This window comes from Nostoc cf. commune SO-36, assembly GCF_023734775.1.
Taxonomy (GTDB): Bacteria; Cyanobacteriota; Cyanobacteriia; order Cyanobacteriales; family Nostocaceae; genus Nostoc; species Nostoc commune_A.
Genome location: NZ_AP025732.1, coordinates 4,268,079 through 4,282,500, shown reverse-complemented (window position 1 = coordinate 4,282,500; position 14,422 = coordinate 4,268,079). Strand labels below are relative to the sequence as shown.

Annotated in this window: 8 protein-coding genes, 2 tRNA genes, 2 rRNA genes and 1 pseudogene (1 of these 13 running past the window's edge); 7 read left to right on the top strand and 6 right to left on the bottom strand. The window is 44.0% G+C overall.

From position 1 onward, the window contains the following. From ANSO36C_RS19220 to ANSO36C_RS19205, 4 genes are all read right to left on the bottom strand, one after another. Positions 1–133, bottom strand: a 23S ribosomal RNA gene (locus tag ANSO36C_RS19220) (it extends 2,759 nt beyond the left edge of the window). A gap of 195 nt (positions 134–328) precedes the next feature. Next, positions 329–401: transfer RNA gene (locus ANSO36C_RS19215), tRNA-Ala, on the bottom strand. Between the two features lie 76 nt (positions 402–477). Then, positions 478–551: transfer RNA gene (locus tag ANSO36C_RS19210), tRNA-Ile, on the bottom strand. 131 nt (positions 552–682) lie between these two features. Then, a 16S ribosomal RNA gene (locus ANSO36C_RS19205) occupies positions 683–2,171 on the bottom strand. Together the 16S and 23S rRNA genes with 2 tRNA genes alongside form the textbook arrangement of a ribosomal RNA operon. Before the next feature lie 316 nt (positions 2,172–2,487). Between ANSO36C_RS19205 and glyQ the strand changes: the two genes are divergently transcribed. The 6 genes and pseudogenes from glyQ to ANSO36C_RS19175 all read left to right on the top strand — a co-directional run bounded on the left by glyQ (position 2,488) and on the right by ANSO36C_RS19175 (position 10,357). Continuing rightward, positions 2,488–3,387 carry a glycine--tRNA ligase subunit alpha gene (glyQ, locus tag ANSO36C_RS19200; protein WP_251960374.1) on the top strand — a complete coding sequence of 300 codons (900 nt, stop codon included), beginning with the start codon at positions 2,488–2,490 and terminating at the stop codon, positions 3,385–3,387. Positions 3,388–3,736: 349 nt separating this feature from the next. After that, positions 3,737–6,078: pseudogene (locus ANSO36C_RS19195) on the top strand (ComEC/Rec2 family competence protein). A 355-nt stretch (positions 6,079–6,433) separates the two neighbouring features. After that, positions 6,434–6,610: a bromodomain-containing protein gene (locus ANSO36C_RS19190; RefSeq protein WP_251955823.1), complete on the top strand. Its 177-nt coding sequence runs from the start codon at positions 6,434–6,436 to the stop codon at positions 6,608–6,610. 181 nt (positions 6,611–6,791) lie between these two features. Continuing rightward, positions 6,792–7,343, top strand: a complete 552-nt coding sequence (locus ANSO36C_RS19185; protein WP_251955822.1) for an alpha/beta hydrolase — start codon at positions 6,792–6,794, stop codon at positions 7,341–7,343. A 167-nt stretch (positions 7,344–7,510) separates the two neighbouring features. Then, positions 7,511–8,083, top strand: a complete 573-nt coding sequence (locus ANSO36C_RS19180) for an HdeD family acid-resistance protein (protein ID WP_251955821.1) — start codon at positions 7,511–7,513, stop codon at positions 8,081–8,083. 195 nt (positions 8,084–8,278) lie between these two features. Next, positions 8,279–10,357, top strand: coding sequence for a glycoside hydrolase family 10 protein (locus ANSO36C_RS19175; protein ID WP_251955820.1), 2,079 nt, complete (start codon positions 8,279–8,281; stop codon positions 10,355–10,357). A 247-nt stretch (positions 10,358–10,604) separates the two neighbouring features. On the opposite strand, the gene ANSO36C_RS19170 is transcribed toward ANSO36C_RS19175, so the two are convergent. Both ANSO36C_RS19170 and hslO read right to left on the bottom strand, forming a co-directional pair. Beyond that, positions 10,605–12,680 carry a chromosome segregation ATPase gene (locus ANSO36C_RS19170; RefSeq protein ID WP_251955819.1) on the bottom strand — a complete coding sequence of 692 codons (2,076 nt, stop codon included), beginning with the start codon at positions 12,678–12,680 and terminating at the stop codon, positions 10,605–10,607. Between the two features lie 153 nt (positions 12,681–12,833). Further along, a complete protein-coding gene (gene hslO / locus ANSO36C_RS19165) occupies positions 12,834–13,739 on the bottom strand; it encodes an Hsp33 family molecular chaperone HslO (RefSeq protein ID WP_251955818.1) in 906 nt (301 codons plus the stop codon). 242 nt (positions 13,740–13,981) lie between these two features. On the opposite strand from hslO, the gene ANSO36C_RS19160 reads away from it, so the two are divergent. Further along, a complete protein-coding gene (locus ANSO36C_RS19160) occupies positions 13,982–14,368 on the top strand; it encodes a hypothetical protein (RefSeq protein ID WP_251960373.1) in 387 nt (128 codons plus the stop codon). Positions 14,369–14,422: the final 54 nt, after the last annotated feature.

The window sequence follows — 14,422 nt, the reverse complement described above, 5'->3', positions numbered from 1 at the left end:
TATAGGGTTGCCCCATTCGGAAATCTCCGGCTCAATGTTTGCTTCCAACTCCCCGGAGCATATCGTCGGTAACCACGTCCTTCGTCGCCTCTGTGTGCCTAGGTATCCACCGTTAGCCCTTATTCGCTTGACCACTCAATTCATTTGGTCTTTCACAATTTTGCATTCACTACAACATCCATAAAGAATGTCTGTGTCTGCCTGCTAATTTCGCGTTACTATGCAGTTTTCAAGGTTCTGGCTGAGAATAATCTCAGCAGTCTGACAATCAATGTCACGTTGCTGAACTCTCAATATTTTTTGTTTTTTCAATGGCAATTACCACAGGTGGAGGTTAGCGGACTCGAACCGCTGACATCCTGCTTGCAAAGCAGGCGCTCTACCAACTGAGCTAAACCCCCAGATACAATTAAAAATTGATAATTAAAAATTAAAAAAACTTGTAATTTCTAATTCTACATTTTTAATTGATTCAGGTGGGCCATCCTGGACTCGAACCAGGGACCTCACCCTTATCAGGGGTGCGCTCTAACCACCTGAGCTAATAGCCCATTTCGAACCAAATCATAGTTTGAAAGCTTTTTACATATTGCAAGTCTTTGCGACCGACCTAAGGAATGACCAACTTACTATCTATATAGCTGTATGCTTTTCGATATGTAAGGGGTGTAGGTCTCCCTAAAAAGGAGGTGATCCAGCCACACCTTCCGGTACGGCTACCTTGTTACGACTTCACCCCAGTCACCAGTCCTGCCTTAGGCATCCTCCCCCCCGAAAGGTTGGAGTAATGACTTCGGGCACTACCAGCTTCCATGGTGTGACGGGCGGTGTGTACAAGGCCCGGGAACGAATTCACTGCAGTATGCTGACCTGCAATTACTAGCGATTCCTCCTTCACGCAGGCGAGTTGCAGCCTGCGATCTGAACTGAGCTCCGGTTTACGGGATTTGCTTGCATTCGCATGCTTGCTGCCCTCTGTCCGGAGCATTGTAGTACGTGTGTAGCCCAAGGCGTAAGGGGCATGCTGACTTGACGTCATCCCCACCTTCCTCCGGTTTGTCACCGGCAGTCTCTCTAGAGTGCCCAACTTAATGCTGGCAACTAAAAACGAGGGTTGCGCTCGTTGCGGGACTTAACCCAACATCTCACGACACGAGCTGACGACAGCCATGCACCACCTGTGTTCGCGCTCCCGAAGGCACTCTCAACTTTCATCAAGATTCGCGACATGTCAAGCCTTGGTAAGGTTCTTCGCGTTGCATCGAATTAAACCACATACTCCACCGCTTGTGCGGGCCCCCGTCAATTCCTTTGAGTTTCACCGTTGCCGGCGTACTCCCCAGGCGGGATACTTAACGCGTTAGCTACGGCACGGCTCGGGTCGATACAAGCCACGCCTAGTATCCATCGTTTACGGCTAGGACTACTGGGGTATCTAATCCCATTCGCTCCCCTAGCTTTCGTCCCTCAGTGTCAGTTACGGCCTAGCAGAGCGCCTTCGCCACCGGTGTTCTTCCTGATCTCTACGCATTTCACCGCTACACCAGGAATTCCCTCTGCCCCGAACGTACTCTAGCTATGTAGTTTCCACTGCTCTTATGAGGTTGAGCCTCACTCTTTAACAGCAGACTTACATTGCCACCTGCGGACGCTTTACGCCCAATCATTCCGGATAACGCTTGCATCCTCCGTATTACCGCGGCTGCTGGCACGGAGTTAGCCGATGCTTATTCCTCAGGTACCGTCATTGTGTTCTTCCCTGAGAAAAGAGGTTTACGACCCAAGAGCCTTCCTCCCTCACGCGGTATTGCTCCGTCAGGCTTTCGCCCATTGCGGAAAATTCCCCACTGCTGCCTCCCGTAGGAGTCTGGGCCGTGTCTCAGTCCCAGTGTGGCTGATCGTCCTCTCAGACCAGCTACTGATCGTCGCCTTGGGAGTCCATTACACTTCCAACTAGCTAATCAGACGCGAGCTCATCTCTAGGCAGTTAACCTTTCACCTCTCGGCACATCCGGTATTAGCCACCGTTTCCAGTGGTTGTCCCAGACCTAGAGCCAGATTCTCACGCGTTACTCACCCGTCCGCCACTGTGCCCTAAAGCACCGTTCGACTTGCATGTGTTAAGCATACCGCCAGCGTTCATCCTGAGCCAGGATCAAACTCTCCGTTTTAATTTGGAAAGCTCTATAAGCTCATTTAGCTGCTCTTTTTTAACTTCAGCTTAGTTATTTTTATTTGCTTGACGCAATACACTTGCTGTATAATCGCTTTCAAACTATAATATTTTCAAGGTTCGGTGTCTTTTATGCGTCGCTCTTTCGCGCTCCGCTTCAAGCACTTATTCAATATAGCGAACCCAATTCATTGTGTCAACTATTTTTCCAAAATTTCTTTGGATTGCTTCTTTGTCCCTTTGAAACTCCCTACAGCGCCCGGTTCTAGGCAACAATGGTTTATGCACTGTGCCAACTTAAGGATGGAGCAAGCGTGAATTTTCAATCGGTAATCACTTTATTGCATCACTTCTGGCGTGAGCGCGGTTGTCTCATTGCCCAGCCCTACGATATTGAAAAGGGCGCTGGTACTAAGAATCCGCAGACTTTTTTAAGAGCATTGGGGCCGGAACCCTGGGCTGTTGCCTATGTTGAACCATGCCGTCGTCCTACCGATGGACGGTATGGCGAAAACCCCAACCGTTTCCAACACTATTATCAGTATCAAGTTCTAATCAAACCTTCGCCAGATAATATCCAGGAGATTTATCTTGATTCGTTGAGGGCTTTAGGTATTCGTCCTGAAGACCACGATATTCGGTTTGTAGAGGATAACTGGGAAGATACAACAGTAGGTGCCTGGGGCACCGGGTGGGAAGTATGGTTAGATGGGATGGAAATTACTCAATTTACCTACTTCCAACAGTGTGGGGGTATTGATTGCCGTCCGGTGTCGATTGAGATTACTTATGGTTTAGAGCGGCTGACAATGTATCTTCAGCAGGTAGAGGCAATTACCAAGATTCATTGGACGGACAACATTACTTATGGTGATGTTTACCTTCAGGGAGAGATTGAGCAATGTACATACAACTTTGAAGCATCGAATCCTGAGTTGCTACTGACATTATTTAATTTGTATGAGCAGGAAGCAACCCAATTGACGGAGCGAGGATTGGTCTTGCCTAGCCTAGATTATGTAATGAAGTGTTCGCACACGTTCAATCTGCTGGATGCTAGAGGGGTGATTTCGGTGACGGAGAGAACTCGCTATATTGCCAGGATTCGGCATTTGGCTAGAAAGGTAGCTCATTTATATGTTGAGCAAAGGGAGAAGTTGGGTTTTCCGTTGCTTAAAGATACTGTGAGTTTAACAGGAAGTTCAATAACCTAAAGGATGTGGGTACAAGACCTAAGTACGGCTTTGTGTAAAATAATAAGTTTTTAAGAGCAGAGGAAGGCAAAGTAAACGCATAGGGGTTTTGCCTTTCCGCAGGGTAGGTACACAGAGTTTTGCCAAATTTAATTTGCTACGGCTTCATCTTTTGTTTATCCATATTGTCGCACTGAGATTTAGGCTAGGTATACCTTTAATAATGCGGCTTTTCCTAAAGGACAGAAATACGGTTAAATATTGAGCCTAGAACATTAAAGCTACAACGATAAAGCCCGCACACGCGGGCTTTGTTTGTATCAACTTGATGGACTATACTTCACCAGTTAGGTGCTTTTACAAAAATCTTATGATTCAAACCAGTGGTGTAATTATTTGTCTTGGCTACATTTTTGGGTTGTTGTTTACAGCAGTTCCTTGGGGTGGTGTGTGGATTTTGGTTCTGGGAATAGTGGGAGCAATTTTTTTTAGAAGACGCACCACTTTACGCCCATTTGCTCAGAAACCAGAAAATGCTGGAAGCAAAAATAAGGCATGGCAAACTACTCCTCATCCTCGAATATGGCTAGCTGCTGGCTTAGTGGGATTATTGGCAACTCTATATTTTCAATTGCGAGTGCCGCAACCGGGTGCAAAAGATATTAGTCAGTTTGTTCCGGCTGGAAATAGCAGTAATCAAGAACAACTTGTGATTGTTCGCGGCAAAGTGGCAAGTAATCCTCGTTTGACTCGCAGTCAGCGAGGACAATTTTGGCTGGAAACGACTCAAATAGATGAAGTCAAAAATGACAAGGGTTCAGCAGGTGTACCAAAAGGGGTTACAGGCAAATTGTATGTGACAGTGCCTATACTTCAAGCTACTGGGTTATACCCTAGTCAAGAAATTGCTGTGACTGGGATTTTGTATAAACCAAGGGTAGCTTCCAATCCTGGTGGTTTCGACTTTCAAAAGTTTCTCAAGCAGGAAGGAACGTTTGCTGGTTTGATTGGGAGACAAATAAATGTTTTAGAGCAGGAACGTAAATGGGGATGGTGGCAAATTCGGGAGCGAATTGTGCGATCGCAAGTTCGTTGGTTGGGTATCCCAGAAGGGCCTCTTGTCAGTGCAATGGTGTTGGGAAGCAAAGCTGTTGATTTACCCTACGATATCCGCGACTTATTTGTACAAGCAGGATTAGCTCATGCTTTAGCAGCTTCTGGGTTCCAAACTTCTTTGATTTTGAGTGTGATCTTACAGTTAACGAGGCGGGCAAGTAAAGGAACGCAATTTACCCTTGGACTTTTGGCTTTAATCATTTTTCTGAGTTTAACAGGTTTTCAACCTGCGGTTCTTAGAGCCGTAATTATGGGTTTTGCGGCATTAGTTGGTTTGCTATTAAAAAGGAAGGTAAAACAGTTCGGCTCATTGCTATTAGCAGCGACTTTATTATTAGTGTTTAATCCTTTATGGATTTGGGATTTAGGCTTTCAATTGAGTTTTTTAGCAACACTGGGATTAATTGTAACAGTACCTGCGTTAGTTAACCGCCTAGCATGGCTACCACCTGCGATCGCTGCTTGATTGCCGTTCCCCTAGCTGCTACTATTTGGACTCTACCTGTGCAACTTTTTGTCTTTGGAGTTGTACCATCTTATAGCTTGTTACTGAATGTGATTAGTACTCCATTAATTTCGATCATAAGTATAGGTGGAATCATCAGTGCCTTAGTAGGTTTAATTTGGACTCAGGCTGGAAGCTTTTTAGCTGCGGTGTTGCATTACCCGACTGATTGGCTAATTAAACTAGTGGAATTTTTTAGCAAGCTGCCAGGAAATTCTGTCGCTGTAGGTAGTATATCTACTTGGCAGCTTCTGGCGATTTATGCACTGATTATATCGGTTTGGCTAGTACCTTGGTGGCAGAGGCGATGGTGGTTTGCTAATGTGATTGCTATTGTTTTAGTATTTGTACCCCTTTGGCATTCTACAAATACTTTGTTTAGGATAACGGTATTGGAGTCTGGTACGGAACCAATTGTAATCGTTCAAGATCGAGGTACTGTAACTGTAATTAATAGTGGTGATGAAGGTACAGGACGGTTTACAATTTTACCGTTTTTACAACAGCAGGGTGTAAATCAAATTAATTGGGCGATCGCAACTGATTTTCAAGGCAATGAAAGTAATGCTTGGTTTGAATTAATGCAACGATTACCAATCAAAAACTTTTATGAGTATTCCCCAAAAACAGATACTTCTATTACTATTCAGGCAATTCAACAGGAACTACAAAAATCTCAAGGCATTTATCAACCTTTGGCAGTTGGTCAAGCTGTAAAAGCTGGTTCGACAGTAGCACAATTAATCAACGACCAATTACCCATTTTACAATTGCAAATTTTAGATCAAAATTGGTTATTAGTAGGTAATGTTAAATCTAAAGAAGTACAACAGCTAATTAAAAATGGAAGTTTGCCTCGCCCACAAGTGCTGTGGTGTGCCCCTGAGTCATTGAAAGATTTAGTTATTGCTCTGCAACCACAAGTAGCGATCGCTTCTTCTGCTAACTTTGATCCCAAAACTTTATCTGAACTAAACCAAAGCCAAACTAAGCTATTTTTTACAGGAAGAGATGGAGCTATTCAATGGACACCTAATGGTCAATTTGAGGCGTTTATTGAAGCAACAGAAAATAAATCATCAATTTTATAAAAAATTCACAAATTAAGTAAATTTCGGTTCTTCGGTTACTTTTATAGAGAATTAATAGAAAAGTGCCAATTCAATAAACTGCGTAATCTAAAATTGCTAAAGTTACGAAAGCCATACCCAAGTCTTTTAATTAACTTGAGTTATGAGATGGTCATAAATTGTTCTCAGTGTGCTAATCTGTCAAGTCCTTACCAATAGAGTATTCTTGCTGAAAAATTATGTTAGGTTTGTACCTTCTGAATGAGTTTCTTCAACCTATAGCAGGAGTATCATTTTCCATTTAGCACCTACTATGAATAATTAATGAACAAAATCGTAGTATATCTGCCTTTCAACTTATGGACTGGAAGTACAGATGGAAAACGGCTATCGTCCAAGCCGAGATGAAGCGGCAAAAAACCCTCATCTTTTATTAAATAAGAGCCACTTCGAGAACGAGCAAGACCGAAAGCTAGCAGAAGAATCTACACGCAAGCATTTGGGCATACCTGCACCTACTTTAGACGAAGATCAGTCAACACTACCTCATTAGCTCCGCCTAACGAAAAGGCTTAATAACACTATTTCCAATAGTCTTTGCAACAAATTGGCTGTAGGGACGTCTAGTTATAAATCCCTAATCATGTGTCTGTAGCAGGAATTTCGTGGAATAATATAACTTTTGGGCACTTTCTGCCTATGTACACTCCGCACCATTATTAAAGTTAGACAAAATGCAAATTCATCAACTTATCAATCGATTAAACAATAGTAAATTCGGTAAGTTACTCACTCAAACAGTAGCTTTTGGTGTAGGTGCTATTGTTCTTCTCTCAAGCACTAATGCTAATGCTGCTGAACAAGTTGTTTTAAGGTATGGTACTTTTCAGGGGCAAATATCTGTTGAAGAATTAACTCAGTTTGCAGAAACTGGTAAGACTACCCCGACTTTAAGAGCTTATTTACAGGCGGCACAACAAGACCCCGCAGTAGCTCGTAAGGCATTGAAAGCTTCAATAAAAGCCGATCCTGCCTTTTTAAATAGCTTACTGTCTAGCTGGGCAGGGCCAGTTTTAGTTAACCAAATTGGTCAAGTAGTTCACCCTCCCGCAGGACAACTAGATCAGCAGGCGCTGCGAACTGCTTTAAGTTCATCTATTGAACAAGATGGTGAAGTTACACTACTTGGAGCCATTCAGAATTATCCAAATACTTCTGTTGAACTTAAAGGAGATCGTCTCATCGCTGTTTATGAACGCTTAAGCAGTCTTGCAGAACTTTTATGAGATTTATGTCATCAGATGATTGGTTTCATGTCTCAATAGTCGTGAATTTTAATCACGATCGCCATGAAGTTAATACTGATGAGTCTATCTTAGGGTTCATACTCTATTACTTAGAAATTCCCTAACCTAAATGTAGAGTTTAGTCTAAGAATAGGGAAAAGATTTGTATGACAAGCGATGTTTCTAGAAATATTAACAAGGATGTTAATGGGTCACTGATAAGTGGTGTGATTTTGAGTATTTTGGGCGTTCTTGCGATCGCAGCGCCTAATTTCACCACCTTATTTGCCGAGACTTGGATTGCGGTGATTTTGATTTTCGCCGGATTTACAAAACTAGTTTATGCCACTCAAAGCCGCCAGCAAGGAGGTTTTATTTGGAAACTTCTGTTAAGCGGACTCTATATTGCAACCGGTATAATGCTATTTGTTTATCCTTTTACAGGTATTCTCACACTAACTCTGTTGCTTGGCAGCTTTTTACTGGCTGAAGGCACGTTCGAATTAATTCTGGCATTTAAGTTACGTCCGCAAGAGAATTGGACTTGGATACTAGGTGATGGAATTATTACCTTGGTCTTAGGCGCAATGATTTGGTTCCAGTGGCCTTTCAATGCACCTTGGCTTCTTGGCACACTAGTTGGTGTCAGCGTTATTTTCACTGGCGTTTCACGCGTAATGCTGTCATTGAATGCGCGTTCTAGCTTGAATCCTACAAATGAAGCTGCAAATCCTACTTAGTAGATAAGCAATAGGGAGTAGGGAATAGGGGAAGAAATCAATTCAAAATTAAAGAACTTCTGCCTCCTGCCTCCTCCTTCCCAATGTCCAATCTTAAGTAGTGACAGTTTACTAAGACATTGCAGCAGCGATCGCCCTGATATTGCTAAATTAGCTAAGGAAATCAAAATCAAGGCCAGCTAGCTGCAATCAACAATGGTATCTATCGCTACTCCCTTCTCAGATATTCAAAACCATTGGGCACGCTTATTTATTACAGCCTTAGCCCAACGTCGTATTGTCAATGGGTTGCCTAACGGCACTTATCGCCCCGATAGCTCTGTTACCCGCGCTGAATTTGCTGCCATCATCGCTAACGCATTTGGGACAGTTTCCAAGAAGCGGCAGTACGTCCCTTTTGTTGATGTAGCCACTAATTATTGGGCGGCAGCCGCCATTCAAGGAGCTTACGAAAAAGCATTTCTTAGTGGGTTTCCTGATAAAACTTTCCGTTCTGCTAACCGAATTACTAGAATTGAAGTCTTAGTTTCTTTGGTAGGAGGATTAGAAATTGCCACTAAGGTAAGACCTGACCTCCTGTCACAGCTCCCAAAAATTTATCAAGATTTTGCTCAAATTCCTGAGTATGGTAGAAATCAGGTAGCTATTGCCACCAGTGCTGGATTGGTGGTTAGTTTCCCAAATATCAAATTATTCAATCCCAATCTCGCAGCTACCCGTGGAGATGTGGCAGCGATTGTTTATCAAGCTTTAGTGTATTTAGGGCAGGTAGAAAAAATTACCTCTAATTACCTAGTGCAGCCGCCAATATCAACGCCCGCACCAACACCTACGCCCATACTGACACCGACACCGACACCTACGCCTATACCCACACCTGCTGGTACTGTTAAGGTAAATCATAGCCGGGAGTTCCGAGGAGCATGGGTCGTATCTGTGTGGAATGGTGATTGGCCTTCCAAAGCAGGACTTCCTGTTGCTCAACAAAAAGCTGAACTCACCGAGATTATTACTAAATTACAAGCACTAAACTTTAATGCCCTAATTTTCCAGGTGCGACCGGAGGGAGACGCTTTATATGAATCGCAATTAGAGCCTTGGAGTACTTGGATTACAGGAACTCAAGGGAAAGCTCCAGAACCATTCTATGATCCTTTGGCGTTTGCGATCGCAGAATGTCACAAGCGCAATATTGAACTCCATGCTTGGTTCAACCCTTACCGCGCCAGCACTTCCACCGACCCAGCTAAAACAGTCCGTCCCCACATAGCAGCTACCAATCCAGAAAGCGTTTATTTGTGGAAAACTCAGCGTTGGATGGATCCAGGACTGAAAATAGTTCAGGACAGAGCTTACAACGTAATTCTCGACGTAGTGAAGCGCTATGATGTTGACGGCATTCACTTAGATGATTATTTCTATCCATATCCCATTGAGGGACAGCCTTTCCCCGATGACAAAACATACTCTGCATATAAAGCAGCCGGTGGTACACTCAGCCTTGGCGACTGGCGACGGGATAATGTTAACAGAATGGTACAGCGCCTCTGGCAGGGAATTAAAACAACCAAACCTGACGTGAAATTTGGTATCAGCCCCTTTGGGATTTATCGCCCCGGACAACCCTCTGGTATTACTGGGTTAGATGCTTACAACGTTCTGTATGCCGACTCGAAGAAATGGTTAGAAGAAGGCTGGATTGATTATATTGCTCCTCAACTTTATTGGCGCACAGATCAAACACAACAAAGTTATTCGGCGTTGCTACAGTGGTGGACACAGATAAACACAAAGCAAAGACACGTTTATGCGGGTAACAATTTAACAGAACCAAGCAACAAGAGTCGGGAGAGTGATGAAATTGAAAAGCAGGTGAAAATTAGTCGTAGCCAAGCTGGACGGTTGTCACTAGGGAATATCTTCTTTAATCTCAGTGTTTTGACAGAAAATAGTCAGGGCATTGCTGATAAATTCCAAAGTCTGCTTTATAACAAACCTGCGTTACCACCAACTTTGTCTTGGCAGGATACTACACCACCTCCTCCACCTATTGGATTACAAGTGAATAACCGCAAATTGAGTTGGCAGCCTGGAGATAATCAGCCAGTTCGTTCTTGGACACTTTATCGGCAAACTGGCGATACTTGGACAATTCAGCGAATTTTATCTGCTGGCACAACCTTTGCTACTGTGCAACAAGCGGGAACTTATGCCGTATGTGCAGTGGATAGATTGGCGAATGAGAGTGTGGGAACAGTGATTACAGTTGGTTGAACAAAGGTGCTGTCTATAAGAAGTGCGTAGGCGCAGCCCGTCGTAGACATCGCTGCGGCGGGCATACCGTGCCCCTACATCTTGCGATATAATTTTGTACCGTATCTAAATGGGAACCGCTATATGGGGGCGCACATCTGTAATCCCTACTTGAGAAATGTTGGAAATTAAGACACATTGAAGAAATTTTCTCTTTACACCCTGATATGCCCTTTCAAAATGCTGAATCAATCATTAAATAAAGATATTACTGCCCATTAGGAGTAGTTGATGGAGGAAATGGTTGAGATTCAGGCTGAGGCTGAGGTTGGGGTTCCGGTTTAGGATTGAGAAATTCTTGCCAAGTCTTAATTTGCTCTTGCGCTGGACTGTAAGCAGCACTACCGCGTGGAATCGATTTGGCAATGTCAATGGCTCTAGCAATATCAGACTGACCTTGAGAGCGTGCTATTTCTAACAATTGCTGACTCCATTGGTCAATAGCTAGATTCGCATCCATACGTAGAATGCTATTGCTTGAAACTCGATCCGCCAACCGTATTGCTTCAACCAATGCTTCTGGTGTGCCAGCCGCCCCCACTTCCTGAGCCTTCCTCCAGTTTTCTCTAGTGCGAATTTGCCCTTCCCAGTCATTTATTGCAGCTTGTGCTTCTTGGGAAAGCGCCCTTCCCGACGAGGCAATTTGTTGAGCTGCGTTAATGGCAGCTGTGAGATTTCCACTTTGAGCTAATTCTTGTGCTTGATCCAAGTAGGGTTGGTCTTGAATTCGCTGAATCTTTGCTACCCAAGTACGAATTTTTTTCCGTGCTTCTGGATATAAAGCACGACCTCTACGAATTTCGCTAGCCTGAGCGATCGCAGCTTGCAACGAGTTAATATCCTCGAATATTGCTATTTGTTCGGCGCGTTCTAAGTAAGGTTGGTCTTCAATTGTCTCCACCTGGGCTTGCCAGCGACCTATTTCTTGCCTAGCTTCTGTAGCGCGGGGGTTACTAGCAGGGATAAGCTGCACCTGGGCGATCGCAGCTGTTAGATTAGGGACTGTTCCCTGGCTAGCTAATATTCTCGCTTTTTCTAGATAGGCAACATCTTCAATTTCCAACTGCCAATGAGCAATTAGTTGTTGTGCTTCGTTATACACTGGTCTAGAAGGATCAATTTGTTGTGCTTGAGCGATCGCTGCTTCTAAACCAGAAACGTTACCGATCCAAGCACTCCTTTTGGCATCAGCTATGGCGATAAAGTCATCGGTTTCGCCCTGTAGTTTGGTGCTTTCAGGAATTTGCCTAGCAATATTCAGCGCTTCATCGGCATCCTGCTTATCTAGTTTTGACTGTGCCAACTCCAGCATTTTGCGTCCAAATGCGGGAATCGCTTCTTGAGCTTTTTGGTAAATGTAACTTTCTGGCCCAATGGACTCGGCTAATTTGATCGCTTCTAGTAATTTATCGACTACTTTGGTGTTTGCTAAACTTTCGGCTTTTCCTAACTTATCGCCATCTTCCCGTGCTGTGGCAATTAGACGATTCAATTGGTCGTATTTAGTACCCGCCCAGTATTGATTGTCTACGCGCAGCATTTTGGCGGATAACATGAAGGCCGATTGCCAGCGCCGTTCCTTTACTTCGGCGATCGCACCGTTGTATGTCGCTTCTGCCTTTGACCAAATTAACTGCCATTTGTCAACTTGTTCATCGACTAATTTATAAGCTGCTACATCTTCGGGTATCTTCCGAGCAGTAGCGATCGCTTCCTCTAAATTCCCTGTTTGGAAACTTTGATCGGCTAGCTTCAAAATATCCCGCGACCATTCTTCGATGAAACGATCAATTTCTCCATGCAACGGGTGATTTTGTGGTAGTTGCTTCACCAGAGCGATCGCTTGCAATAGGTCGTTCACTGTTTGCTTAGAAGCCGCTAACTGAGCGCAGTGTAACCGCACGGAAGCACTAGCTAGAGGCCAGAAAATCGAGGGGCAATTAGGGGCAGATGGCAACTTTAGCAGCATTGCCATTGCCAAGAATCCTACACTGCCAGGAATCAACATTAGTAGTACCAGCCATAATGTCCAGCTTTTCATCCAGCGTGGCCATTTCCCACCAGTACTACTGAGTTGTCCAGTTTCTTCTGAATTACTATTTATAGGTAATCCTTTCCTATGGTTTTTTTTTCGCCGCTTCACTGACTTGGAGGTAGAACCAGTAGCTGGGACATCAAATGGCTGAGTTTCACCGAATTGTTCTGTTCGGGATAATCTTTTGTTTTGATCTGGCTCTCTTCCACTGGCTGAAGACCAACTGTCTGGAATATCCCGCTCTGTCATCTCTCACACCAAAATAATTGAATAGCGCTATGTTTTAGGTTGATAATTCCATTGTTGACATAGTAACTTTCTCATGATTAAAAAGCTACTTTTTGATTATCTCTCTCCACAGAGTACCATTAACAATCTAAAAAATCAGTGCTATTTTATACTTTATTCTGAAACAGTAGATTCAGCTTGCAAATCGGCAATTAGTTGAGCTAACTGATCGCTACTTGCCTCGTAAACATTGCCACAAAATTCGCAAATTGCTTCTGCCCCATCATCTTTAACAATCATATCTTCCAGTTCCGCTTCCCCCAAAATCTTCAGTGCCCCCAGAACGCGATCAAAAGAACAACCACAGTGGAAGCGCAGTATTTGCCGTTCGGGAAAGATTTCCAGTCCCATGTCTCCCAACAGGTCGCTAAAGATTTCAGTTAAATTCTTCCCGGCTTGCAACAATGGCGTAAATCCTGCTAGACCGGCAACCCGTGATTCCAACGTTTCTACTAAAGCTTCGTCCCTAGCAGCTTTGGGCAATACTTGTATCAGTAATCCTCCTGCCGCAGTTACTCCACCTGCTCCCACGAACACACCTAAAACTAAAGCCGAGGGTGTTTGTTCAGAATTCACCAAATAATGAGCCACATCATCGCCAATTTCCCCAGAAACTAGCTCAACAGTACTAGAGTAAGGATAACCATAACCGATATCCCGCACAACGTAGAGGTAGCCGCCACCAACTGCACGACCAACATCTAGCTTACCTTTGGCATTAGGAGGCAATTCCACTGATGGATTTGCCACATACCCGCGTACCGTACCATCTAAGCCTGCATCTACCAATATGCCACCCAAAGGCCCATCACCCTTTACCCGCACATTGACCCTTGACCCAGTTCGCTTCATACTAGAAGCCATTAACAAGCCTGCTGCCATAGTCCGACCCAGCGCTGCCGTTGCCACGTATGAAAGCTTGTGACGCCCTCGCGCTTCTTCTGTTAAACGTGTGGTTATCACACCTACGGCACGAATTCCACCTTCGGCTGCTGTTGCACGAATTAACTGATCCGCCATGAATAACCTTACATTTCTTAACAAGTTCACTTTTTCTATTCTAAGTTCTCTGCTGGTAGAAAAGTGACACCATAATTATGAGTGATTCTATTTGCCATATTAAAGATAAGGGAATTGCAAAAAATAAATATATCCCAAATTATTTGTAGATTTGTAGGGGTTCAATGCCTTGCGCCCCTACTATGGGATGTTTTTTTAGTGCAATTCCTGAACTTGTCTCACCTTTAGGTAATCCTAGAAAAATGCTGGGTAATTTTCAACAAAGCCAACTGCGGATCGAAATCGAAGCATCAACAGATGCAATTCGTGACAGTCTGCTGCATCCGGTACAACTAGAAAAATGGCTTTTAGGGCAACGCTTTGCGCCAGGAATGCCAGAAGAACTGCTTGCCGGATTCCAATTTACAACTTGGACTGGGCCAGTCCCAATTCATCATCAAGTAGATGTTGTCAAATCCAACTGTCTCCGCTTGGTACTTAGCGGAGGAATTGACGGGTTCCACGAATGGTACTGGGGAGAAGGTTGGGTACAATCCCGATTGGAAGGAGTTTCAATTTTGCCCTTGAATTTGGGTCAAACGCTGAGTTTGTTGAGCTTGCGTCAGTTTCTGGCAACTCAAGAACGTTAAATCGAATTGAACGTAGAAGGGGGTTTTTCCTTGTCTCTAAAACTAGCCCTTTCA